Here is a 24,537-nt window from a genome sequence, read left to right as displayed (position 1 = left end):
CGCAGACCGCTCTCAGGGGGCACGCAGCATGGCAGTAAGGGCAAAGAGCAAACTGGCCGTACTCGGCACGGCGGGCGTGCTCACCGCGGCGGTACTCGCGGGGACGGCGCTTGGGCCGAGCGCGGACGCGACGGCCGCGGACGCCTCTGCGAAGACTGCCCGGACCGCGGCCGAGCTGCCGCACTGGCCCAAGCCGGTCGCGACGGAGCTGGGGAAGATCATCGCGAATAACGACCACAAGGGCGCGTACGCCGTCTTCGACGCGGACAACACGACGTACCGCAACGACCTGGAGGAATCCCTCCTCTCCTTCCTGGAGATGAAGGGGGTGCTGACCCGCAAGTCGATGGACCCGTCGCTGAAGATCATCCCCTTCAAGGACACGGCGAAGCACAAGGAGAGCCTCTACAGCTACTACAACCGGCTCTGCGAGGTCGACGACCAGGTCTGCTATCCGTGGGCCGCGCAGATCTTCTCCGGATTTAGGCTGAAGGAGCTCAAGGGGTACGTCGACGATCTCCTCGCCTACGACAAGCCCATCCCCGCCGAGTACTACGAGGACGGGAAGCTGACGAAGACTGAGGTCGAGGCGCCCGAGTTCTTCACCGGCATGCAGGAGCTCTACAAGTCGCTGCGCGCGCACGGCATCGAGGTGTACGTCGTCAGCGCGGCCAGCGAGGACCTGGTGCGGATGGTCCTTACCGACCCCAAGTACGGCTACAACGTGAAGCCCGAGAACGTCATCGGCGTCTCCATGCAGCTCAAGGACCGCAAGACGGGCGAGGTCACCAGCTCCCGCAAGGAGATCGCGGAGGGCCGCTTCGACGAGAAGAAGCTCGCCGGGCGTGAGCTGACGCCGAACCTGTGGGCGCCGCTGACCTGGTACCAGGGCAAGCCCGCTGCCATCAACACGTACATCGACGAGTGGAAGAAGCCCGTCCTGGTGGCGGGCGACACCCCGGCGAGCGACGGCCCGATGCTGTTCCATTCGGCGGACGTGGAGCACGGCGGGGCGCGGGTATGGGTCAACCGCAAGGACGCGTACATGAAGCAGCTGGACGGGATGAAGCGGAAGAACGCCGACCGGCAGCGGGAGCTGGGGCAGAAGGTGACCGCGGACAAACGGTGGCTGACGGTGGTGCCGGACGAAATCCGCTAGTCGTTCCACCTGGGGGTCACTCCCGCCGCACGGCGTCCGGGTCCCCCGGTGCAGCGGCTTCGGTCCGCCTCGCCCGCCGAGCCCCGCCCCAGTCCCACCGCATCGGGCATCCAGTTCGGTGTCCGGGGTGACCAGCCCGGGTCCGGCAGGCGAAATCGGGACATGGCTGTCACGTCCTCCCGTTTCCCGGTGCCCAATGCCGGCGAGATCCTGCGCGCCCGCTACATCCGGCGGCTGCCCGCCCGGCTGGAGGACCTGCAAGGTCCCGCGCACGGCATGGTCAACCTGCCGCTGCACGTGGTCTGGTCGGGTCGACGCTCCTTCGACATGGACGCCCTGCGCCCGCGAATGGGCTTGTACCGACCGTCCTCGCCGAGGGACAGCAGCAGGACGTGGTGGACTTCCTGAACCGGGACCTGCTCATCGCACAGTGGCCGGTGCTGCGGACCTTGATCAGTCACCTGGCCCGTGACGTGTGGGAGGACGCCTTCCCGGAGCTGACGCCCGCCCGAACCGCGACCGCTGCATGAACCTGAACGACCTTGCGCTTGCCGAAAACCCACCCTCCCTGGTGGGGGTCGGTGTGCGCGGGGCACGGCATACGTATGTCGACCGCGTCACTTGAGTTGGCACTCTGGTACAACTGGCGATCAACGCGGCATGATGATTCGAAGACTTCTACAACTCCCATCGGCCTCACCAGGGCATCTCGAACGCCCGGCCACTGCGTCCCTGGATCGACGCCGCCTACGCTGCGGCACTGCCCGGCATCACCGGCTTCGCCCGTGGACTGACCTCCGACCTGGAGGCCGTGGTCGCCGGACCGACCCCTGCACTGGAGTTCTGGAGGAACCGAGGGTGCCGTGGCACGCATCAAGAAGATCAAAAGGCAGCTGTACGGACGCGCCGGATTCGCACTGCTCCGCAAGATGATCCTGCTCCAGTGACCCTCCGCGACCGGTCCCCAAGATCGGTGCCAGAGCCACAGCGGGCTCCACCGGGGCGGCTCGCGCCGGCTCCGCCACGCGTTCGAGGGCAGCTAGAAGTGGCCCCGCCCTGGCCATCTCCACAGCTCGATAGCGGGGCCATTTGAAGACCCGGAGCAGCGCCTCTGAGGCGGAATCGGTGATCCCGCACGGTCCTCTCGCCGACCTCATGAAGGCCGGACCGTGCCGCACCGGGGCCGACCTGATCCACGCGCGCAGCTCTCCTGCCGACTTCATCTCCGCAGTCAGCCGACACCAGCTCCCCCGGCCCGCCGGTGTCTCGGTGCCTCGGTGTCCCACAATCCGAGCTCCGCGAATACCGCACTTTTCGTGATCGCAGTACTGCTGGACCAGGCGATCGCCTTGCCCGGGATCTTGACACTGCCCGTACCTGCACGGGTGAGCCTGGTCACGTCGCTCTCGGCAACTACTAGGCACGGTCGTTGGCGGCAAACTGCCACCTGCGCACGGAAACCGGGGTCGATGCCGGGGTCGATACGGTCGTGGGCCGTATCAGGGGCGATTGGCACGGGGCTGGGTCCGGGCTAACGATGTGCCCTGACGTGTAGTGCCGTCAGTGCCACACGTCCCGGCGATGCCCCCAAGACGTGGGCATGCGAAATCCCGATCCGGTCCCGCCACGGCTTGGCTGCGCGACCCGAGCGCAAGGAAGAAGGTGCCCCATGTCCAGCGTCGCCCTGCTCGCTCATCCTGGGCTCGGCACCGCGTCGGCCGCAGCAGTCGGCCGGACTATGGCCTTCCTGGACTACTTCGCTGGCGTCTTCACCCTGCTCTCGCTGACCGCTGTGGTCGCATGCGGGCTCGCCGCCACCGACCGGCTGGTGTTGACCCCCCGACTGCGGGTGGCTGTGCAGTCGGTGCACCGGGCGAGCGCCGTCGCGGCGCTCGGCTTCCTCGCCATCCACATCGCGGTCAAGGTCGTCGAGCGGCACGCCGCTCCGCAGACCGCGGTTGTCCCCTTCACGGGCGGCACCGCCCTCGCAGCGAGCCTGGGCACCATCGCCGCCGACCTGCTCGTCCTGATCACGGCCACCGGCGTGCTCCGCGGCCGCTTCGCCGGCCGCCGCCCCTGGCTGTGGCGGGTGCTGCACTCGACGGCATACGTCTGCTGGCCGATCTCCCTGGCGCACGGGCTGGCGGCGGGGCGCAAGGCGCACGCGTGGGTGCTCTGGGGCTACGGCCTGTGCGCGGCCCTGGTGGCACTCGCACTGCTGGTCCGTTCCCTTTCCCATCTGGGCCGCCACCGGACCCGGAGCCGACGTCGGCGCGACGCCAAGGCATACCGGCCCGCTGCCGTCCGCCCGGCCGCGCTGTCCGCACTGTCCACGCGCTCCCCGCGCCCCACGACCGGCGCCGGCCCGATCGCCTGGCCCGCAGCACCGACAACGGCGACCCGCCGATCCGCACAGAGTAACGGCGTACCCAAACAGCCGAAGCACGCCAGGCGACCAGGGCCCCGGCCGCTCCGCCTGGCCCAACCCGGAAGCAGCGAATGAAGAACGCCCCGCTGAAGCTGCCCGAGGTGCGCTGGGTGGATCCGGGCCGGCTGACCGCCGGCCTGGACCGCCATCAGCGCATGGACCTCTCCGCCCACACCCGTGTCCACCCGCCACTCCCCGAACCGGACCAGGAGGATCTGCTCGCCCTCGCCGAGGCCGTCGGACTGTCCGGCCGCGGCGGCGCCGGCTTCCCGTTCGCCCGCAAGGCCCGGGCCACGCTCGCCGCCGCCGACCGCACCGGCACAGCGCCGGTCATCGTGGTGAACGGCGCGGAGGGCGAACCGGCCAGTGCCAAGGACAAGATGCTGCTCGCCCGTGTGCCGCACCTGGTACTGGACGGCGCCTGCCTGGCCGCGGCCGCGTTCGACGCCGAGGAGATCGTGATCGGCGTCGCCGCGGGCAGCCCCGGCGAGATATCGGTCCCGGCCGCCCTCGCCGAGCGTGAACTTCCCTGCCCGGCCCGGACCGTATCCCTGCCCGAACGCTTCGTCTCCGGCGAATCCGGGGCCCTGATCCGGGGCATCAACGGTCTGCCGGTGACACCAGCGCTGCTGAAGACCCGGGCGGCCGACGGCGCAGCGGGCGGGGTGCGCCGCCGCCCAACGCTGCTCTCCAACGCCGAGACCTGGGCCCAACTCGCCCTCGCGGCCCGGCTCGGACCCGACGCCTATACCGCCGTCGGCACCGCCGCCGAACCCGGCACGATTCTGCTCACCGTCAACCGGCCAGGCGCCGATCCGCTCGTCGTCGAAGTTCCGACCGGCACCCAGTTGGGCCCGGTACTGGACGCCTGCGGCCTCCAGCCGGGCGCCGGAGTGCTGGTGGGCGGCTATCACGGCGCCTGGCTGCACCCATCGGTGGCCGCCGACGCTCCGCTCTCCCGCGCCGGTCTCGCCGCCCTCGGCGGGACCCTCGGTGCGGGCGCGATCATCGCGCTCCCCGACGACACCTGCCCGCTCGGCGAGACCGCCCAGGTAGCGGCCTGGCTGGCGGCCGAGTCCGCCGGTCAGTGCGGACCGTGCAAACGCGGCCTGCCCGAAGCCGCTGAGGCGCTGGCCATGCTGGCCGCCAGTGCTGTCGAGCCCGCAGTACTGGAGGACGCCCGGCGAGCCCTCGGCGCGGCCCAGGCCGGTGGCGCATGCTCGCACCCGGACGGCACGGCCCGCTTCCTGCTCACCGCGCTGGATGTCTTCTCCGAGGACGTCGACGCCCACCTGTCCGGCCCCGGCTGCGGCCGGGGCGTACGCGGAGTACTGCCCCTCCCACTCGCGAAGGGCGCCCGGCTCGAGGTGGACTGGTCCCGCTGCACCGGCCATGGTCTGTGCGCCGTGCTGGCCCCCGGCGTCATTCGCCTCGGCCCGCACGGCTACCCCACCTCCGCCACGATCCCGGTCGCCCCCTGGCAGGAGCACGACGCCCGCCGCGCCGTCAACCAGTGCCCGGCCCTGGCAATGCGTCTCCGCCGTCCCGTATGACGCCCCCTGGGAGTTGTCGTCAAAGTGTCACGCCCACATCAGGAGTGATGCGAGGGTGACGGCTGCTTGGTAGGACTCGGCGGTCTTGTCGTAGCGGGTCGCGATGCCACGCCATTGCTTCAGTCGGTTGAAGCACCGCTCCACGACGTTGCGTTGTTTGCAGAGCTGTTTGTCGAAGCGGGGTGCACGACCGCCCCGGCTGCCGCGCCGGGCACGGTTGCGTACCTGGTCGGCCCGCTCCGGGATGGTGTGCGCGATGCCCCGGTGCCGCAGCCAGGTCCGGATCGCTTTCGAGCTGTAGCCCTTGTCGCCCAGGACATGGGCGGGCCGCAGCCGCCGCGGTCGTCCGGGGCCGATCCGGGGCACCCGTATCGCCTCCATCACGGCGGTGAACTGGGTGCAGTCGTTGGTGTTCCCGCCCGTGAGGGTGAAGGAGAGCGGCCGGCCGAACGCGTCGCAGGCCAGGTGGATCTTGCTGGTCAGGCCGCCCCGTGAGCGCCCGAGCGCCGGTTGACCGGAGCCCCCTTTTCGAGCCCCGGCGGCATGCTGGTGTGCGCACGACGGCAGAGTCCACCGACACCAGCCAGTCGATGTCACCGGCCGCGTCGGCTTTCGCTTGTGCGGACCGGAGCATCCGCTCGAAGGTGCCGTCCTTGGCCCAGCGACGGAAACGGGTGTGGAGCGTGGCCCACGCCCCGTACCGCTCGGGCACATCCCGCCAGGCCACCCCGGTACGGAACTTCCACACGATCCCGTTGAGGACCCTCCGGTCGTCCAACCTCTTCCGCCCCCGCAAAGGCGCGGGCAGCAGCGGACGGACGAACTCCCACTCCGCATCGGACAGTTCATGACGGCGTATCACCCAACCATGGTCCACCACTCAAGATCGTCAATTGGCGACAGGCCCTAGTCCGACACAGTGATCGTCCCGCTGGACGACGGATGTCCTGTCCCGGACCCGTTGAGACTTGCGGTCTCGGTGATGGTGCTAGTCGAGTCCACGTAGGGCGTGGTCATCGAGAACCTCACGTAGCTCCAGCCTGTCGTGAGGTCGCCCGAAGTGGCCGTGGTCGAGCGTCCTTGGATGCCTGCTGTCGGGCTGGTGGTGAGCTTGTTGCCCGACCAGACGGCCGCGTCGGTGACCGGCCCGCCGCAGGTTTCGGAGCTGTCGCCCGAGGGCCAAGCCGGGTCGGTTGTGCTGGGGCTCAGGCAGTCCTGCGTGGAGTTGGGGATCAGTGTCGTACCGCTGGGCAGCGACGTGGTGACCGAGGCGTTGTGGATCGTGGCGCCGGTGTCGTTGTATGACCAAATCCTTGCGAGAACCGTAGCGCCCGATGATGTGCTGACGTCCGAGCTCCAGGTCGCGCCACCGTCGGCCGAGAAGAGCAGCCTCGACGACGGGGCAGCGTGCGCGGTGCCTGCGAAGGCAGGCACACAGACGCCCATGACGGCAGCTACCACGCCAGCACGAGCCCAACGAGATGATCCAAGCCTCATGTCGCATACCTCCCGATCAGCCGATCAGTCGCATTCAGCATGAGCTGCGCACGCACACAACTCGACTGTGTCACCACAATTCACCTGAACGAGAGCCTGCCCGCACGTCCGCGCCAAGGCGACGCCACCGCCGAGGCTCTCGCCCGCAACAGCAACAGATCCACCGTCCGGGTCAGAGCCATCAGATGCTGCTTAGCCGCCCTCAGACTCCCACCCCTTGACCGGGTCACTGGCCGTAGCCACCACGTCAAACAGGCCGTCGGACGCGTACCGCTGGGCGATCATCTCGGCGTCGGCGCTCCCACGCGGGGCATGACCAGGAACGCATACCCCTGCTTCCCTCCGTGCGCGAGCGGCAGAGCAGCCCAAGCGGCTCGCCGAGTGCGGCGTACACGCCGCCCCACAGACCCGCAAGGCTCCCCGCCAACCCGGGGCGCGCAGGCATTCACCCGGGGCCTGGCACGGTGAACAGCTGCGCGGCGTCGGCGGGGAGGTGGGCGGTGGTGAGCCGCAGCGCGGAGGCGACGCCGATGTCCTCGGCGGCGAGCAGCGCGAGCCGCTGGCGCTCGTCGGCGAGCCGGTCGGCGAGGGAGGCGAGGCCGAGGGCGGGGAGTTCCACGAGCCGAGCGGCGGCGACCCGCAGCGCGAGCGGCAGCCCGCCGCACAACTCGGCTGTGCGGCGGGCCGCTTGGGGCTCGGCGGCGGTGCGATGCTCGCCGAGGACGCGGGTGAGCAGAGCCACGCTGTCGTCGGTGGCGAGGACGTCGAGGGCGAGGACGCGGGCGGCGTCGGAGGCGACGAGACCGGTGAGGCGGGCACGGCTGGTGACGACGGTGACACAGCCGGGTCCCGTGGGCAGCAGCGGGCGCACCTGGGCGGAGGTACGGGCGTTGTCGAGGACGACGAGCAGGCGCAGTTCGGCGGTGAGCGAGCGAAACAGGGCGCCGGAGGCGTGCGCCGACTCGGGCATCCGGCACGGTGGAACGTCGAGAGCGACGAGGAACTCCCGCAGCAGCTCGGCCGGTTCGGGGTCCGAGGTGTCGCTGAACCCGCGCAGATCGGCGTAGAGCGTCCCGTCGGGGAAGTCGGCGCGCCGGCCGGCCGCCCAGTGCACGGCCAGCGCGGTCTTGCCGACCCCGGCGGGCCCGGTGACCACGACGACCGGCCCGTCAGGTCCGGCCGCGGCCGCGGTCAGCGCGGCGCTCTCGGCGGTGCGGCCGTGGAATCCGCGCGGGGTACGGGGCAGCAGGTCGGGCCGGAACTGCGCTGGTTCCAGGGCGGGTTGGGGCGTATCGGCCCGGACCGCACTGTCGGGGCCGAGGGCGAGGGTGAAGGCGGCGGTCAGCTCGGTGCCCGGACCGACGCCGAGCTCGTCGGCGAGGACCCGGCGGGCGCGGTGGTAGGCGTCCAGGGCCTCCGAGGAACGCCCCGCGTGGTGCAGCGCCTCGACCAGCCGGGCGGTCAGCGGCTCGCGCAGCGGATGGGCCCCGGTCTCCGGCCGCAACAGCTGGACGGCGCGCTCGTGTTCACCGCCCGCGACGTACGTGTCGGCGAGCAGCTCGACCGCGGCGAGCCGCGCCTCGTCCAGGGTGTGCGCGGCGGAGCGCAGCAGCGGCGACGGGTAGGCGCCGACCAGCGCGGGGCCCTGCCACAGGGCGAGCGCCTCGGTGAGCAGCGCGGCCCTGTCACCGGGGTCTGTGGCGCGGCGGGCGAGCGCCACAAGACCCTCGAAGCGGTGGGCGTCGAGCAGCGTCTCCGGCAGTTCCAGGTGGTACGCGTCGCCGCGCGTGCTCAGCTCGACGCCGTACGCCGATGCGTCGACGCCCGCCAACAGTGCCCGCAGGCGCGAGACATGGCCTTGTATCACGGTGCGGGCGTGCAGGGGAGGTTCGTCGTCCCACAGCGCCTCGGTGAGTGTGTCGACGGAGACCGCGACATTGGCCCGCAGCAACAGCATCGCGAGCAGGCTGCGCCGCTTGGCGGGCCCGAGCGGCAACGGCCCGTCGCTCCCGCTGACCGACACGGGACCGAGGACCTGGAACTCCATGGACGGAACCCTATCTTCCGGGGGCTACTGGGGATCGGGACGTCTCGCCTACGGATACCGCGCTGCTCCGCCACCGACCAGGTCGGGCCGGTCGGCGGCGGAGGCGATGGGACGAGGGATCAGGGCTCGGCGGTGAGGGCGGGCCAGAGGGCGGTGGCCTTCACGGACCGGGCCACGCGGCGTGCCCAGTAAGTTTCGTCGCCGTCTTCGTCGCGCCAGGACCACAGGCGGGTGGTGGCGAGGTGGAGCGGGTTGAGCTGGGTGATGCCGATGGCGCCGTGGAGTTGGTGGGCGATGCGGGCGATCTCGGCGGCCGAGGCGGATGCCTGGGTCTTGGCGGCGGCGACGGCGAAGTGGGCGGCCACCCCGCCGGTGTCCAGGGGCACGGCGGCGGCCTGGACGGAGGCCCGTACCAGCGCGGCTTCCTCGATCAGGCGCGCTTCCTCCTGCTTGACGGCCTGGAAGCGGCTGAGCGGACGACCGAACTGGGTGCGGGCGGTGGTGTGGGCGACCGTCAGCTCGGCGCAGCGTTCGGCGGCACCGGCGATCAGGGCGGAGCGGGCCAGGGCCGCGCGGAGCCGAGCCTCGTCGAGGAGTCCGGGGACGATCCGGCGGACCTGTGAGGCAGGGATCTCAAGGGCGGCGAGGTGCAGGTCGTCGCGGGGTTCCTCGGCGAGGTTGCCGCCGGGGGTGAGAACGGCCTGATCCGGGGTGAGCGTGAACAGGACGGGGCCGGAGGGGGCGGTCGCCAGGACGGTCACGGTGGTGGCGGCGCGGGCCCAGGGGACGCGGCGCAGGGTGCCGGTGACCAGCAGAGTGTCCTCGTCCCCCAGGCAGCCGGCCGAGCCGACGGGAGAGGCGGCCGGGTGGGCGTAACGGACGGTGAGCTCGGGGGCGATGGCGTAGCTGAGTGGGCCGTCCGGGACGGGAAGGCCGACGCGGCGCAGCAGCGGCCGGGCGACCAGGGCGGTCTCGGCGAGGGGAGCGGGGACGGCGCGGCGTCCCGCCTCCTGGGCGGCGGCGAGGAGTTCGGCGGTGGAGACGTCCTCGGGCGGGAGGGCCACGGCGTCGGGGGCGGTGGTGTTGGTGACGGTGGCGATGACGCCCGCATCGGAGTAGAAGGCAGTGGTGTCGTAGGCGTCGGCGGAGATGACGGGTGCGGTGGTATCGATCGTGTGGGTGTTCATCAGTGCTGCTCCAGACCGCGAGTGATGATGCCGCGAAGGATTTCGTTGGTGCCGCCGCGCAGGGTGTATCCGGGGCTGTGCAGCAGGGCGAAGGCGAGCAGTTCGGAGTGGCTGCCAGGGGTGGCGTGCGGGTCGGCCGGGGTCGGCAGGATGCTGCGGACGGTGTCGACCAGCGCGACCTCCAGCTGGGTGCCGAGGTCCTTGACCAGGGCGGCCTGCGTGTCGGGCGAGGCTCCGGCGTCCAGGGCCGCGGCCACGCCGAGGGACAGTCGGCGGATGCCGTGCAGACGGGCCGTCAGGATGCCTACCTGGGTGAGCTGTTCGACCGCAGGGCCGCGCTGCTCCAGTTCGCGGAGCAGGGAGACCAGCAGGGGGAAGGTGGACAGGTAGCGTTCCGGGCCGCTGCGTTCGAAGGCGAGCTCGCCGGTGACCTGCTTCCAGCCGCCGCCCTGCTGCCCCAGCAGCATGCCGTCGGGGACGTCGACGCCTTCGAGGTGGAGGGCGTTGAAGCGGTGCTCGCCGCTCATCAGCCGGATCGGCTCGACCTGTACGCCCGGGGCACGCAGGTCGACGATGAACTGGCTGAGCCCGGCGTGCTTGTCCTCGGCCTCATCGGTGCGGGCCAGCACGATGGCGTAGTCGTTGACGTGGGCACCGCCGGTCCACATCTTGGTGCCGGTCAACCGCCAGCCACCGGCGGCGCGTTCGGCGCGGGTGACTACCGAGGCGAGGTCGGATCCACTGCTCTTCTCGCTCATGCCGATGGAGAAGAAGCACCGTCCGGCGGCGATCCTCGGCAGGAAGAAGCGGCGCTGCTCCTCGGTGCCGTGCTGGAGGATGGACGGGCCGGCCTGCCGGTCGGCGACCCAGTGGGCGCTGACCGGGGCTCCGGCAGCGAGCAGTTCCTCGATCACCACGTAGCGCTCCAGGAAGCCGCGGCCCGCGCCGCCGTACTCGGTGGGCAGGGCCATGCCGACCCAGCCGCGCTCGGCGAGACGGCGGCTGAAGTCGGGGTCCCAGCCGGCCAGCCAGGAGTCGGGGCGGCCGAGCACGGTACCGCGGGCGCGCTCCTGGTCGAGGAAGGCGCGGACCTCGGTACGGAGTCGGCGGGCCGATTCGGGCAGGGCGACATCGGGGAATGCGATCGGTGAAAGCGTCGAAGGCGACATGGTTCATTCGCTCCCGGGTTGGTGAATCAATGGATGTATTTCTTGCGTTACGGAATTCGGTCAGCCTGTGGGGTGCAGCAGGGAAGGGTCGAAGCCGGCTTCGCGGAGCACCTCGTCGGTGTGCTGGCCGATGCCCGGGCAGGGCCGCAGTTCGGGCTCCGGGTCGGCCGAGTAGCGCACCGGTCGGCCGATGACCCGGTAGCGGCCCTCGGTGGGGTGGTCGGCCTCGTGCAGCAGGCCGCCCTCTCGGGCGTAGGCGGTGGTGGCGGCTGACTCCAGGTCGAGCACCGGGGCGGCGGCGATGCCCGCCCGGTCGCAGAACTCCTGCCATGCGGCGCTGGTGTGCTGCGGTGTCAGCTCCGCGAGTAGCGGATAGAACATGTCGGCGTTGCGGGCCCGGTCGGGTCCGGTGGCGAAACGCGGGTCTTCGGCCAGCTCGGGGCGGTTGACGAAGGCGGTGAAGTCCCGCCAGTTGCGGTCGCTGTGCGGCAGGATGCACATCCAGCCGTCGGCGGTGCGCTGTGCACGGCGCTGCGGGCTGAGCGAGCGGGCCGAACCGAACGCCCCGTCGGCCTCCAGGGCGGCCGCGCCCAGGTGCTCGACCAGGTTGAAGGCGAGCATGGTGTCGGCCATCGGCACCTCGATGTGCTGCCCGGTGCCGCCGTGCTCCCGGTAGTGCAGCGCGGCCAGTACCGACTGGGCGATCTGCATGCCGCAGATCTTGTCGGCCAGCACGGTGGGTACGTAGTGGGGCTGGCCGGAGACCTGGTGGTTGAGCCAGACCAGGCCGCTGGCCGCCTGGATGATGTCGTCGTAGGCGGCATGGGTGCCGTAGCGGCTGTCGCTGCGGAAACCCTGGGCATTGGCGTAGATGAGGCCGGGGTTGACGGCCGCGACCTCGTCGTAGCCCAGACGGAGCTTCTCCAGGGCCTGCGGGCGCAGGTTGGTGATGAAGACATCGGCGGTGCGCAGCAGGGCGAGCAGGGCATCGCGGCCGTGCGGGGCCTTGAGATCGATGGCGGCGCTGCGCTTGTTGCGGTTCAGGTTCAATGTCGGGCCGCCCATGCCGGGGTGGCGCCGCGGTGGGTAATGGCGCGTCATGTCGCCCGTGGGCGGCTCGACCTTGATCACGTCCGCGCCCAGGTCGCCGAGTTGCTGGGCGGCGTACGGAGCCATGATCACGCTGGCCAGTTCGATGACGCGGACTCCGGCGAGGAGTCCTCGGCCGGACTGACCGCTCGGGTTCTTGGGCATCTTCCGGTGTCTCCTGGGGTATCGGGTGGGGTGGGCGAACGGTGGTGCGGTACGGGCGGCGACGGACATGTGGTGCCGTGCCGATGAGGTCTCCCCTGCTTGAGCGAAGCCGAGAGCTTGGGGAAGGCGCGGGCCCACGAAGATCTGGGCGACGCCCCCTAGCGCCACTGGAGCGCAGCAGACCCGAGCGGGGTACGCCGGCCGGGCTGGGGGACCGTGCGCCCGCTGTACGCGAACGGTGTCGCCGGTTCGGTGAGCGGGCCGAAGTCGGTCTGGGTGGTCGACAGCGCGGCGAGTGGCGCGTGCCCGGGCCGGGGCAGGTCGAGTACGTCCTCCCTCGCCAGCAGCCCGAGTTCCTGCACCCAGTGACACACCCCGGCCAAGGTCACGCGGATCCGCCAGGAGCCGCCCTCCGCCGCACGCCGGCGCAGGACCGTTGCCACGGCGGCGGCCCCGAGGTAGGCGGCGAGGTAGTCATTGAGCAGGTACGTTGGCGGCAGCGACGGCCGGTCCGTCCACTCCTCGACGGCGAATCCGGTTGCCGAGCAGGCGAGTTGGTCGAACCCACCGCGTTCGCCCCAGGGGCCTTCGGCGCCCCAGGCGTGGTATTCGAGGGTGATGAGTCCGGGGCGGCGCCGGACGAGTTCCTCGGTCGACGCCCCGTGCCGGGCAAGTCCCCGGTAGGCGTGCACTACTGACCTTTCCGATGGGTTGTCGGGCTGGTGTCATCTGTAGGTGGCGAGAGGCCGGTGCCGTCGAGGCAGCCGTCGATGAGGGCTGGTGTGTGCTGGATTCGCCGCAGGCCGCTGCGGACGGCCCGGACGAGGTGGTCGCGGTCGGCGAAGACGATGTTCGCGGTCACGGCCCGCCGCAGAAGGGACCAGATGCCCTCCACCGGATTCAAATCCGGTGAATACGACGGCAGCTGGACGATGGTCAGCCAGTCATGCTCGGCGGCATAGTCCCTGAGGTCGGCGCTGCGGTGGACATTCAGATTGTCCCAGATCACCACGACGGGCCCGCCGAGCTGGAGATGGGCCCGCACCAGCAGATCACGGTAGTCCCGCCAGGTGAACCCCCTTTGACTGCCCAGGTGATGGCCCTGGACGCGTGGGCGGTAGATGAGCCGGCTGCGCTCACCGGCCTTGTAGCAGGCGAGTGCGGCCAGGGTCACCCGTCCGCGGGAGGAGCCGTTGAACTGGATCACGGGGGTCTTCCCCCTCGGGGCCCAGGTCCGGCCGCGGTGCGACGTCATCGAGACAGCGGCTTCGTCCTCAAAGACGAGCCAGGCCCCGCGCGTCGCCGCGATGGCTTTGCCGACGGCCAAGTCTCCTTCACCCAGCCTGCGACGCCCGCCCCATCACGCTCCACCGCGCGCCGCGCAGGCTGCTGGCACGACCAGCCGTGACGCCGCAGCAACTCCCACACTCCGCGGATCGACAGCCACACGCCGAGCTTCTCAACGAGAAGGGTCTGCACCCGCGACAGGGTCCACCGCTCGTTCGGCCATCCGTGGAACACCGTCCCCCGCAGCAGTTCCTCCTCCAGTCCGGCGAACTCCTGCGGGCCGACCTTCGGACTCTTGGCCGGCCCCGAACAGCGCAAACCGGCCCTGCCGTGAGCCCTCCAGTCCCGCCTCCAGCGTTCGACCGAACGGACGCTCACCCGCAGGTCCTTCGCGATGACCGTGTTCTTCCCGCCCCGCTCAAAGCCCTCGGCTGCCAGCATCCGTACCCGTTCACGGGCGGCCTGTTCATGAGCCCGGAGCCCACCCCCTTGCGCGTATCGCATAGCCCAGGCATAGCGCGGAACACCGCCGACATCACGCCGACAACCCATCGGAAAGGTCAGTAACACGTCCGCGTGTTTTAGAGCGTCGTGGAAGGCCGCACGGTCGTGATCGTCGCGCAGGTCGCAGTAGGCGTTGCGCTTGCCGCCGCCGGTCATCGCGATCATCGGGATCGGGTCGGGGCGGTCGGGACGCGACAGGTGCAGCACGTCGGAGCCGAACTGGGCGAGGAGCCGCGCCGCGACGGGACCTGCGATGACATGGGTGAGATCGAGCACCCGGACACCCGCGAGCGCCTCGTCGGCCTCGCCGATCGGCTCCAGAGGCCGGACCGGCCCGTCACCGACGCGTTCGATCTCGACGACCGGGCGCTGCGCGACATACCGTCCTGCGGGGTGCGCGAGCCATTCGTCGCGGGTGCGCACGGCGCAGGCCACGCCGCCCCGCGCGCAGATGGCCTCCTCCAGCGTGAAGGCGTCCCAGCTTGACGCGGCCTGCGCGATCCCCACCTTGTCGAGTCCGCACCTCAGCACGGAGCAGACCGCGTCCCGCAGATGCGGATAGGTGGTGATGATGAAGATCCACCGGCCGTCGCGCGCCCGGTAGAAGTCGTTGTTGCCGAGCAACGTCGGATCGTCGAGGAGAGCACCGAGCGGGCGCCCCGACAGCGTCGTGTGATACGTCGCCATGAGCTGGTCGATCGCGGCCCCGGCTTGCACCTGAACCCTCTGGTGCCGGTGACCGCGCTGTTCACCGACCGCCGCCATCTGCCGCCCGAAGACCCCGATCGCGGCGGACATGGCATCGGCGAGGCGGTGCACCGAGGGCACCAGGGGATCGGCCCCGACGACGGTGATGTCCTCGGCCCCCCGGGCCGGATCGGGGTCGCCGAGGGTGTGCAGCAGCCGGGAGACCATCTCGCCGGTGGATGGCGGAGGCGTCGGTTCGGTCGTGGTCAGCGTGTTCGAAGTCATGCCGGAATGCTCGTTCCCAGCACCGCACCAGCGCCCAGATTCACGGATATCCGTGAATCGATGCGAACGTCACGTCCGCCTCTCCTGGATGTGCGCGAGGAGCCGGGCCGCCGCCCGGTCCAGACTCAGCCGCTCCGAGCGGCCGCGACGCCGGTGCATCAGAACGAGGGCACCCGTGACGTCGGGGCCGTCGGTGACGGGGATCGCGAGCGCGCTGACTTCGGGGTCGGCCAGACCTTCGCTGCGGCTGATCCGTGACGCGCGGATCGCCGGAAGAGCGCTGCGGAACTCGGCGACCGCCTCGGCGTCGTGGCGGGCGAGCTCGTCGAGCAGCCCACGGCGCTCCGCCTCGTCGGTGAAGGCCAGCAGCAGACGGCCCGCGGCGGTACGCAGGAGCGGCCGGGCCATGTGCTCGTCGGCGAGCGGCACGAGGCGGGGAATCTCGTCCTCGCCGCCGCGCGCGAGGTGCACGGCGTCGAGCCCGACCCGCACGGTGAGCAGCACCGGGGTACCCGCGACGCGGCTCAGCTCGTTGAGCTCGGCCTGGCTGATCCGCGGGACGACCCGGTCTGCGATGAGGTTGAGGACGTGCGGGGCGGGCCCGAGCCTGAAGCGCCGGTGCTGTTCCAGCAGAAAACCCGTCGCGACAAGGCTGTTGACCAGGTCCTGCACCGAACTCGCCGGTACCCCGGCCGTCCGCGCCAACTCGGCCACGGTCACCCCACCCGGCACCCGCGCGGCGGCCTCCAAGATCCACACGACCCGGTCCACCGTACGGTGCCGACGCCGTCGGCTGTGCTCGCTCATCCCGCCCCATCTCGTCCTTGTTCTACGCCGTCGGCCACCGGCGCCGACACGGCCCGTCGATCCTTTCCCGCACCACCCCGACGAGCAAGCCGACCCCTCCCCCACACACAGACGTCACGCGGCCGGCAAAGAGACAAGATCGTGAGACACGTTGCCGTGGCCACGTGTCGCTGAGGCTCCGGCCGCCGTCCCGGCCCGGGCCCGAGTCTGGCGGACCCGGCCAACGCCGCCCTACAGGGTGCAAGTGATGTCCGGGCTGTTGTCGCTGCTCACCGTCAAGGTGATCACCAACTGGAGGGCGTTCGCCTCGTGCCGGAGCGGAATTCCCGGCTGGCCCGGCTGCCGTCACGTTGGGAGCGGTCCGGCTGCCAGACCATCAGGGGCCGGCCCAGGGCGTCGTAGTCGACCGGTGCGGCGAGTCGCGTGGCGATCGCGACGGCGGGCAGGCCGTACAACAAGAACGCCGTCTGCTTCGTTGATCAGGCACTGGACCTGTGCGACGGGTTGTTGGTGAGCTGGTCATTTCGGTCGGCCATGCACTGGCCTGCCTGGATGAACTCGTCGAGCTGGTTCGCCGGGCCCTGCAGTACGGCCATGACCGCGCCCTTGGCCTCAGGGCCGCCGCCGTTGACGAGCTTGGTCGCTACGTACCCCTTCGTACGCGCCGTTCGAGGCCAGGTCGGTGACCTCTTGGCGCACCTCATCTGCGGCGGCCTTCAAGCCACTGGGGCCATCGCGTCCAACTCGCGGAGATCGAGGCGTAGTTGCGCGAAACCCGAGCGGCGGAGAACCCGGTGGCACCCCCGGCGAAGAGTTACTCATGGCGGCATGAGGGGGATGGAGCGGCTGAACATGGTGCCACTATACATAGTGCGTATACATCCTGTGTATAGTCTCCCGCACCCATGAACCGCTCCTGCCCGACACAGCCGAGATGGCCCCTGCCACTGGCTCGGGTGCTCACGAACGGCTGGCCACTCATGCTGATGCGCATATCCCGACAGGCAACCGACATCACCCATTCCATCCCAGGACTCCGCGCGAAGCACTGGCGATGGGATTGGCCCGCACTGACGGCAAGTGCCATAGCGGCGTTGGTCGTTGGCCTGGCATCACCCGTCCACACCTCACAGCGGACATGGGGTCTCATCGCCACGGTGGGCTATGCGTGCGCGAGCCTGGCGGTGGCCAGGTCGCCCGTGCGCTGGCCACACCTCGCCGGTTTCATCGCCGCCATCGGGACGGTGGCCGTGCCGCTGGTGTGGCTGACGGTCGCCGGTCTTGAGCAGATGGAGGTGGGAGTCGTCGAGCGAGGGGCCGACCTCCTGACCTCCTCCGGAACTCCCTATCTCCACCACCCCGTTGAGGTGCCGGACTTCAATCCGTACCTGCCGGGAATGGCACTCTTCGGGCTGCCGCGTGTGCTGTTCGGGGACAGCATGCTCACCAGTGCCCGGCTGTCGTGTCTCGTCGGTTATCTGGCCACGGCCATCGGTGCCATGCGCGTGACGATGCAAGGGGTGTGCCGCGACGAACGTGGCTCCACCACGGCTACAGGAGTGCTGTGGCTCACTGCATGCCCACTGGTGGCTCTTCCCCTTGCCTTCGGTGGCGTGGATCCCCCTGTGGTCGGGCTCCTGTTGCTCGCTCTGGCGTGTGCACATCGCGGGCGCCCCGGCCTCTCCGGTGTGGCGCTGGGTGTGGCGGCGTCGTTGAAGTGGACTGCGTGGCCGGCCATTCCCGTAGTTGCCGCCCTGCTGATGGCTTCCGGCGGCCGACGCCCGGCGGCGAAGTGTGTCGTCGTCTCGACGGGAGTCGGCGCGCTCGCCGTGCTGCCCCCGCTCCTGGTCGACCCCGCCGGGTTCTACCAGAACGTCGTCCTCTACCCGTTCGGGCTGAGCGCCACGACGTCATCGGCCGAGAGCCCGCTGCTGGGGCATCTGCTCGTCGCCACACTGCCGCACGGCAAGAGCGTCGCCGTGGCACTCATCGCCGTGAGCGCCGTGGCCGTCGCAGCCTCGCTCCTCATCCGTCCGCCGCGAACCGCGGCCGCCGCGGCCCACCGGCTCGGCTGGGGCCTGTCCCTGGCCATAGCCCTGTCCCCCGCCACCCGCGTCGGCTACGCCATCTACCCCGTCGCCCTCTTCGCCTGGCCATCGCTCTGCCGTCTGACCCGCTCCACGAGGGGCAAGGACAGTACGGATACGGCGCAGTGGCGCGAAGGCCCGCCCGCTCGATCACATCCGGGGCGGGCAGTTGCGCCCTGACCGGATGTGCGTGGTCGTCCGGCGCGGCGGGCCAGGTGGAACGGCAGCACCACCTCGCCGCTCTCGGCCGCCAGTGCTCGGCGGGCTCGACACGAACGCGCCAGTTCACGGGAGCGAACATGGACGGGTTCGGCGTGATCCGGACTTCCTGTGCACATAGGCCCTGGCAGATGCTGACGGGGAAGGCGGGGCACGTGATCAAGGAGTGTACGTATGGATTTCGGCGTTGTTCTGCAGACCGACCCGCCCGCCTCGGCCGTCGTGGAGCTGATGCGGCGCGCGGAGGACAACGGGTTCCGCTACGGCTGGACCTTCGACTCGGCGGTGCTCTGGCAGGAGCCCTTCGTGATCTACAGCCGCATCCTGGAACACACCGAGCAGTTACTCGTGGGCCCGATGGTGACGGCTCCGGGGACAAGGTCGCTTGAAACGACCGCCTCCACCTTCGCCACCCTGAACGACATGTACGGCAACCGGACGGTCTGCGGCATCGGGCGCGGCGACTCGGCGATGCGGGTGGCGGGCCGCAAACCCAACACCCTGGCCCGGCTCGGCGAGGCGATGGGCGTCATCCGCGACCTCGCCGAGGGCCGCGAGGCCGACATCGACGGGCAGCGCCTGCGACTGCCCTGGGTGAAGGACGGAAAGCTGCCCGTCTGGATGGCGGCGTACGGCCCCAAGGCCCTCGCGCTCGCAGGGGAGAAGGCCGACGGCTTCATCCTCCAGCTCGCCGACCCCTTCCTCACGGAATGGATGGTCAAGGCGGTCCGCAAGGCCGCCGCCGACGCGGGCCGCGACCCCGCCTCGATCACGATCTGCGTCGCCGCACCCGCCTACGTCGGCGACGACCTCGCGCACGCCCGCGAGCAGTGCCGCTGGTTCGGCGGCATGGTCGGCAACCACGTCGCCGACCTGGTCTCCCGCTACGGCGAACACTCCGGCCTGGTCCCCGAGGCGCTCACCGAATACATCAAGGCGCGCCAAGGCTACGACTACAGCCACCACGGCCGCACCGACAACCCCGACACCGCCTTCGTACCCGACGAGATCGTCGACCGCTTCTGCATCATCGGCACCGCCGACCAGCACATCCAAAAGCTGAAGCATCTGAAGGCACTGGGCGTCGATCAGTTCGCCCTGTACGCCATGCACGACGCCCGCGAGGAAGTCATCGACGCCTACGGCCAGCACATCATCCCCGCCCTGACCCAGGGTTGAGCGTCGGCCCGCCGAACCGACCTCGGCGCGGGAGGACAGACCTCTGACAGTCCCGCCCCGGTCCCCCTCCGGCTCCGCGGGTCCCCTTCTCGTACGTACGAAAGTAAACCGGTGAGGATTGAGCGGTTCTCAGCGACCGCGCTTCATGGCCCAGCCTCCGCTTCTGCCGGCCGCAGCGTTCGCACCCCGTGCTGCGGTTGGCGCCGTGTGCGCCAGGAAGGGAGAGCGCAGGAAGACGTCGTCCGGCTCCTCCTCCTGCGGGAAGCACAGCGGGAACGTGCCCAGCAAGTAGCGCGGTGCGGCGGCTAACGGCCCCTGTGCCATTCCCGCCACGCAGTTCACGGCTGCGTAATTGCGCTTCCGACTCCGAGAGCACATCGAACCCCTGCATCGCATTGCCGCAGGTCAGGGCAGCACCGGGGTGAGAGCAGCCAGGCCGAGCGCCGGGCCCGGCAGGCCGCCGTCGCGGGCAGTGCTGCCGTGATGAACACCCGGGAGACATCCGCTTGCGGCTCGGAGACAGAGATGCGGCGAAGTCCTGGTACCGCAAATCGGCCGCCACCGGCGACGAGAACGGCCTGCGAAGCCCCGCACGGATTCCCGCCAGGGCAGCCATGACCATCACCATGCCAACTTGTCTAACCAAGTTTGGACTTGGTTCTTCCGTCTGACGGCGGGGATCGATATCCATGTCCCGTTCATCGCGCACGGCCGGGGCCGAACGGCCCGCTCCCTCATGACACCCACGCTTTTCACACGGGACGAGGTACAGAAATGCACTTGCGCCGAAGACTCCTCAGCTGGGGGCTCGCCCTCCTCAGCTTGCTGATCTTCTCCCCTCCCCCGGCTCACGCCGCCGGGGGCAGCGGCAATCTCATCGTCAACGGCGATGCGGAGGCCGGGGGTTACTGCACTGACGACTGGGCGGCGGCCACCACTGTGCCCGGCTGGACCGCTCAGGCCGGCGGGGTGAACGTGATGTGCCACACCGCTGGTTCGTTCGGGCTGCCCAGCGACGGCAATGCTCCCGGCAAGGCCTTCTTCGGGCCCGGCAACTTCGGTGACGGTTCGATGTCGCAGACCGTCGACGTCTCCTCGGCGGCCGCGGCGGTGGACGGCGGCGGGGTGAGCTACAACCTCTCCGGCTGGCTCGGCGGCTGGACCACCTACAGCGGGTACGCCGCCGTGGGCCTGCACTTCCAGGACGCGAACGGCCGTCCGCTGGGCAGCATCGCCAAGCTGCCCACGGTCTCCGCCTCCGACCGGGCCCTGGCCACCAAGTTCCTCGCCCGTAGCACCACCGGTCCGGTACCTGCGGGTACCCGCTCGATCCAGGTCGAGGTGCAGTTCCTGTCGACGTCACACGAGACCGGCTACGTCGACAACCTCTCCCTCACCCTGAACACACCGGTCACTGCGCCGGCCCCGCTCACTCCTCCCGTGTCGAAAGTGCCGGGCTACGACCACGTGTTCATGGTCATGATGGAGAACACCGACTACTCCGCCGTCATGAACGATCCGACCGACACGCCCTACCTGCACAGCCTCATGGATCAGGGCGCGACCATGACCGACTTCCACGGCGTCTACCACCCCAGCGACGAGAACTACCTCGCCGTCGCCGGCGGCGACACCTACGCCAAGGGCGCCACCTACTGGCCCAACATCAACTCGCCCCAACGCCACCTGGGCGACACCCTGGAGGCGGCCGGCAAGAGCTGGAAGGCCTACGAACAGGGGATGGGCACGCCCTGCAACACCAAGAACAACAATGACAGTTACTACGAGCCCGACGACGCGCCGTTCATCAACTACACCAATGTCAGTGGCAACGCGTCACGCTGTGCCGCGCACCTCTTCGACACCACGCAGCTTGCCACCGACCTCAGATCGGCTTCGACCACCCCGAACTTCTCCTGGATCGCCGCCGACGACTACTACGACGGCGAGGCCTCCGGCAACGGCAACGTCACCAGCCTCAAGACCCAGGACGGCTGGCTGAAGCAGACCCTCGCCCCGGTCCTGACCTCTCCCGCCTGGACCAAGGAGCGCTCACTACTCGTCCTGACCTGGGACGAGAGCAACAGCGAGGCGTACAACCACATCGTGACCACGCTCGTGGGTTCCCAGGGCACCGTTCCGGCAGCGACCACCAGTCCCGCCCACTACGACCACTACGGCATCGCCCGCACCGTCGAAGCGGCCCTCGGCCTGCCCGGCCTGACTGCCAATGACACCTACGCAACGCCGCTCAACGCGGCCTTCGCACCGTACACCGGGACGACACCGACTCTCACCGGCGACCTGAACTCGGTCGCGAACGGCGGCAACGTCACCTTCCGGTACTCGGTGCCGTCCGCCGCGCAGGTGAACGCGAAGAACTGGATCGGCATCTACCCTGCCGGTGTCGCCCCCGGCAAGCAGTCGTCCCTGGCCTGGGCCTACGCACCCGACTCCAGCGGCGCGGAGACCTTCTCCACCGGCAAGCTGAGCGGCCCGGGCAGCTACGACGTGTACTACCTGGCCAATGACGGCTACTCGGTGCTGGCCGGACCGTTCTCACTCGCCGTGGGCTGATCCGGCAGCCTTGCTCCGGCACACCAGGCAGCACCCGAGGCGAGGCACGAGTGGGATGACGCGCAGCGAACGAGGGTGCCAGGCGGGCCTGCGCAGAAACACCCGCGCAGGCCGGGGACCTGCGGTTCCCAAGACTCCCCGGAGGCCAACCACCCAGCCTGTCTATCGCCCTGTGCCCTAGCGGTGGGCACGGCACCACCGCCGAGTCGTCTTCGGCCACTGATCCCCGCTACGAAGCCTCTGCCGGACTCCGGGCCGGCGGGGGCTTTGCGCGTCCGCTGCCTGGGACGGTGTGGTATCGGCTCGCCCACGGAACGCCGCGAGCCTCGTGTGGCGGGGGGGTGGGCCGCGCTTTCGCGCCCTTGAGAGCGTCTCTCGCTTCACAGCCTCGATTCAGTCGGCGGAACCGGCTCTGACGACGGCCGCCACTCTCGCCTGATCAGCCCGAAGACCCACGAGTCAGAGACCTCGCCGTTCACGACACAGTCTTCTCGCAACGTCCCTTCGCGCACGAAGCCGAGCTTCTCCAGCACACGAGCAGATGCCACGTTGCGCGTATCGGTCTCAGCCTGGACGCGATTGAGGTCCAGAGTGTCGAACGCCCACTGCAGCAGAACGCGCGCTGCCTCCGTCGCGTAGCCATGGCCCCACGCCGCATCGTCGAAGCAGTAGCCCAGCGACGCGCTGCGGTGGTCCGGATCCCACCTGTTCAGGCTGCACCAGCCGATGAACGCCCCGTCGCAGACACGATCCACGGCCAGCCGCGCCCCGCTGCCCTGCTGCGCCATCTGCCGGCAAGCCGTGATGAACTGCTCGGCGCGCACGCGTGCGCTCCACGGTGGCGCGTCCCAGTAACGCAGCACATAGGCGCTGCTGTGCAATGCGAAGAGGCCGTTCGCATCCGCGTCTTCGAAGGCACGCAGTCGAAGGCGAGCGGTGTGCAGCGCGGGGGTGGGCAGCGACGTCGTCATGTTCCCTCCCTTGATCGGTGGCCGGTCAATCAGACATCCGATGCGAGCCACTCGCAACGGGGTTTCTCGGCGGGCTGGTAGAACGACGTGTCCGCTCATCCGCGCGACCAAGTGCCCCCAGAGGACGGCGCCTGAGGTCATGCCCGGTTTGGCCTTTCGCAGCACACCAGGTGCTCCACGTCGAACACCGGCCCAACGAGATCTACCTTGCCCGGATCCAGCTCCACCCGGACTACCAGAGGCGCGGCATCGGCAGCGGACTCATCCGCACCCTCCTGCGGCAGGCTCACCGGCCAGGCATGGACCTCGCCTTGGACGTTCTCGCGGTCAACCAGCGGGCCCAGGCTCTCTACGGGCGCATGAGCCTGCATGAAGTCGCCCGGGACGGCAAGGACAACATCAAGATCAGGATGTCCGGCCCCGACCGCCCCAGAGCGACCCGACTCACGGATCTTGACGATGACTCGCGACCGAGAAGCGAGTACTCAAGGGACCCGGAAGTACGAGATGTTCGGGCAACCGGACTTCCGCGACTCCCTGCATTCCGGCAGCACCGCTGATGCGCTGCGCCTGTCCGGCATCACCTGCACACTGCGATCCACCGCGTCCGCGCTACCCGTCCCGAGTACTTCACGATCGATCCAACTGAGGCCTGAGCGGCTCAGACCGCGTTGATCGCGGACGGCGCGCGCTCCGCTCGGGCCAAAGCGCGCAGCAATGCCGCTTGGCCGTGTCGGCGGGCGGAGAGTCTGGCCAACAACGTCAGCACGGGATCAAATGCCGTGGCCGAGAGTTCCGGCGCAGCGATTCCCACGCTGACGGCCAGGTCGTCCATGTGAACGGCGAGTTCCATCATGCGCGTCACGAGGAAGTCGTCGAGGCTCAGAGTCCACCCCGTCTGGGGCATGAATACGGTCCAGCCACCCCGAACCGTCGGAAGGGCAGCCCTCTGCTCAACAAGTGCCGCACGGGCGCGCTCCAGCAGCACTGCGGCGCCCTCGGACGCGATGTCCTCACCCTTCGTCCGAATACCGGCGTTCGCCTCACCGTCGAGCGGGGCGTTGACCCACGCGGCGCGGGAATAGTGCTCAAGCAGCTGGATCGGTACCTCATGCGACGTGGGCCCGTGCAGGGCCGGAGTCACGCTGAAGACCTGGTACGCGATGTGACCGGCCAAGGCGCCGACCGTCATGTCCGTCAACGCGCTGGTCTTCTCCCAGGAAGCGGCGACCTCCGGCGCACCCAGCAACGTCACGGCTTGAGCCGCGGTATCCAGATACGCGCCTGTCAGACTCATCAGACCCCCATGATCGACTGGCCCCAGTATGCGGTCCGGGCAACTGGGAGATACAGCCCGCGAGAAGCCACCCTGGCCGGAACCCCAGAACATCCACTGCCCCAACCAGGTTCCCGCGAGAACGGCCCCCACAAGCCTGGAACCCGCTGGCTTCCCTCTACGGCGCGCTGGGACTTGTCGCTGGCCGAAGCCGCGGACCCAGACGGCATGCACGTCCGCCGGTATTCGAGGCCGACGGACCGGTGATCCTGCGGCAGGACAAACGCACCGTACTGATGATGGCATTCTGGGAGGACGGGGCCACCCGGTGACGCCAACTGGACGAGGGTCCAGCAGCTGCTGG

At 69.8% G+C, this 24,537-nt stretch carries 21 protein-coding genes and 1 pseudogene; 9 read left to right on the top strand and 13 right to left on the bottom strand.

Going from position 1 to position 24,537, the window contains the following annotated elements:
• Positions 1-28: 28 nt before the first annotated feature.
• From OHA17_RS38765 to OHA17_RS38745, 5 genes are all read left to right on the top strand, one after another.
• Positions 29-1,159 (top strand): haloacid dehalogenase-like hydrolase, encoded by a 1,131-nt coding sequence (locus OHA17_RS38765; protein WP_406510449.1) that lies wholly within the window; start codon positions 29-31, stop codon positions 1,157-1,159.
• A gap of 162 nt (positions 1,160-1,321) precedes the next feature.
• Complete coding sequence (locus OHA17_RS38760) at positions 1,322-1,567, top strand: hypothetical protein (RefSeq protein ID WP_406510448.1); 246 nt, start codon at positions 1,322-1,324, stop codon at positions 1,565-1,567.
• A complete protein-coding gene (locus tag OHA17_RS38755; protein WP_406510447.1) occupies positions 1,552-1,689 on the top strand; it encodes a hypothetical protein in 138 nt (45 codons plus the stop codon). Before OHA17_RS38760 ends, OHA17_RS38755 begins: the two co-directional genes overlap by 16 nt.
• Before the next feature lie 1,139 nt (positions 1,690-2,828).
• Positions 2,829-3,662 carry a hypothetical protein gene (locus OHA17_RS38750; protein ID WP_406510446.1) on the top strand — a complete coding sequence of 278 codons (834 nt, stop codon included), beginning with the start codon at positions 2,829-2,831 and terminating at the stop codon, positions 3,660-3,662.
• Positions 3,659-5,140 (top strand): ferredoxin, encoded by a 1,482-nt coding sequence (locus OHA17_RS38745; RefSeq protein WP_406510445.1) that lies wholly within the window; start codon positions 3,659-3,661, stop codon positions 5,138-5,140. The genes OHA17_RS38750 and OHA17_RS38745 overlap by 4 nt, the downstream gene beginning before the upstream one ends.
• A 27-nt stretch (positions 5,141-5,167) precedes the next feature.
• Here OHA17_RS38745 and OHA17_RS38740 read toward each other — a convergent pair.
• The 11 genes and pseudogenes from OHA17_RS38740 to OHA17_RS38690 all read right to left on the bottom strand — a co-directional run bounded on the left by OHA17_RS38740 (position 5,168) and on the right by OHA17_RS38690 (position 16,322).
• Positions 5,168-5,999, bottom strand: a protein-coding gene (locus OHA17_RS38740) for an IS5 family transposase (RefSeq protein ID WP_406510932.1) whose coding sequence is annotated in 2 segments (ribosomal slippage) — positions 5,168-5,693 and positions 5,692-5,999 — 834 coding nt in all. Because the reading frame shifts where the segments join, the coding sequence is not laid out codon by codon here.
• A 47-nt stretch (positions 6,000-6,046) separates the two neighbouring features.
• Positions 6,047-6,574, bottom strand: a complete 528-nt coding sequence (locus OHA17_RS38735) for a hypothetical protein (protein ID WP_406510444.1) — start codon at positions 6,572-6,574, stop codon at positions 6,047-6,049.
• Between the two features lie 535 nt (positions 6,575-7,109).
• Positions 7,110-8,684 (bottom strand): annotated as a pseudogene (locus OHA17_RS38730) (BTAD domain-containing putative transcriptional regulator); the annotation flags it as partial.
• Positions 8,685-8,803: 119 nt separating this feature from the next.
• Entirely contained in the window at positions 8,804-9,871 is a 1,068-nt protein-coding gene (locus tag OHA17_RS38725) for an acyl-CoA dehydrogenase family protein (RefSeq protein WP_406510443.1), read from the bottom strand.
• A complete protein-coding gene (locus tag OHA17_RS38720) occupies positions 9,871-11,040 on the bottom strand; it encodes an acyl-CoA dehydrogenase family protein (protein ID WP_406510442.1) in 1,170 nt (389 codons plus the stop codon). Before OHA17_RS38720 ends, OHA17_RS38725 begins: the two co-directional genes overlap by 1 nt.
• Positions 11,041-11,100: 60 nt before the next feature.
• Positions 11,101-12,294 (bottom strand): CaiB/BaiF CoA transferase family protein, encoded by a 1,194-nt coding sequence (locus OHA17_RS38715; RefSeq protein ID WP_406510441.1) that lies wholly within the window; start codon positions 12,292-12,294, stop codon positions 11,101-11,103.
• A gap of 158 nt (positions 12,295-12,452) precedes the next feature.
• Complete coding sequence (locus OHA17_RS38710; RefSeq protein WP_406510440.1) at positions 12,453-12,986, bottom strand: CoA transferase; 534 nt, start codon at positions 12,984-12,986, stop codon at positions 12,453-12,455.
• On the bottom strand, positions 12,986-13,549 hold the full coding sequence (locus OHA17_RS38705; protein WP_406503981.1) for an IS630 family transposase: 564 nt from the start codon (positions 13,547-13,549) through the stop codon (positions 12,986-12,988). Before OHA17_RS38705 ends, OHA17_RS38710 begins: the two co-directional genes overlap by 1 nt.
• Positions 13,546-15,057 carry a CoA transferase gene (locus OHA17_RS38700; protein WP_406510439.1) on the bottom strand — a complete coding sequence of 504 codons (1,512 nt, stop codon included), beginning with the start codon at positions 15,055-15,057 and terminating at the stop codon, positions 13,546-13,548. Before OHA17_RS38700 ends, OHA17_RS38705 begins: the two co-directional genes overlap by 4 nt.
• Positions 15,058-15,126: 69 nt before the next feature.
• The gene (locus tag OHA17_RS38695) at positions 15,127-15,864 is read right to left on the bottom strand and encodes a helix-turn-helix domain-containing protein (RefSeq protein WP_406510438.1); all 738 of its coding nucleotides are present in this window, start codon (positions 15,862-15,864) and stop codon (positions 15,127-15,129) included.
• 284 nt (positions 15,865-16,148) lie between these two features.
• Entirely contained in the window at positions 16,149-16,322 is a 174-nt protein-coding gene (locus OHA17_RS38690) for a hypothetical protein (RefSeq protein ID WP_406510437.1), read from the bottom strand.
• 741 nt (positions 16,323-17,063) lie between these two features.
• Here OHA17_RS38690 and OHA17_RS38685 point away from each other — a divergent pair.
• The 3 genes from OHA17_RS38685 to OHA17_RS38675 all read left to right on the top strand — a co-directional run bounded on the left by OHA17_RS38685 (position 17,064) and on the right by OHA17_RS38675 (position 21,926).
• Complete coding sequence (locus OHA17_RS38685; protein ID WP_406510436.1) at positions 17,064-18,131, top strand: glycosyltransferase family 87 protein; 1,068 nt, start codon at positions 17,064-17,066, stop codon at positions 18,129-18,131.
• Between the two features lie 213 nt (positions 18,132-18,344).
• Positions 18,345-19,349, top strand: a complete 1,005-nt coding sequence (locus OHA17_RS38680; RefSeq protein ID WP_406510435.1) for a TIGR03842 family LLM class F420-dependent oxidoreductase — start codon at positions 18,345-18,347, stop codon at positions 19,347-19,349.
• A 780-nt stretch (positions 19,350-20,129) separates the two neighbouring features.
• Positions 20,130-21,926 carry an alkaline phosphatase family protein gene (locus OHA17_RS38675; protein WP_406510434.1) on the top strand — a complete coding sequence of 599 codons (1,797 nt, stop codon included), beginning with the start codon at positions 20,130-20,132 and terminating at the stop codon, positions 21,924-21,926.
• 380 nt (positions 21,927-22,306) lie between these two features.
• On the opposite strand, the gene OHA17_RS38670 is transcribed toward OHA17_RS38675, so the two are convergent.
• Entirely contained in the window at positions 22,307-22,897 is a 591-nt protein-coding gene (locus tag OHA17_RS38670) for a GNAT family N-acetyltransferase (RefSeq protein WP_406510433.1), read from the bottom strand.
• A gap of 17 nt (positions 22,898-22,914) precedes the next feature.
• On the opposite strand from OHA17_RS38670, the gene OHA17_RS38665 reads away from it, so the two are divergent.
• Positions 22,915-23,457 carry a GNAT family N-acetyltransferase gene (locus OHA17_RS38665; protein WP_406510432.1) on the top strand — a complete coding sequence of 181 codons (543 nt, stop codon included), beginning with the start codon at positions 22,915-22,917 and terminating at the stop codon, positions 23,455-23,457.
• A gap of 101 nt (positions 23,458-23,558) precedes the next feature.
• Here OHA17_RS38665 and OHA17_RS38660 read toward each other — a convergent pair whose 3' ends face one another.
• On the bottom strand, positions 23,559-24,194 hold the full coding sequence (locus OHA17_RS38660; protein WP_406510431.1) for a maleylpyruvate isomerase N-terminal domain-containing protein: 636 nt from the start codon (positions 24,192-24,194) through the stop codon (positions 23,559-23,561).
• Between the last annotated feature and the right edge of the window lie 343 nt (positions 24,195-24,537).

Source organism: Streptomyces sp. NBC_00212, from assembly GCF_045206365.1.
In the GTDB taxonomy this organism is placed as follows: Bacteria; Actinomycetota; Actinomycetes; order Streptomycetales; family Streptomycetaceae; genus Streptomyces.
Note: the sequence above shows the minus strand (reverse complement) of the source record. Positions and strands in the feature narration are given on the sequence as shown.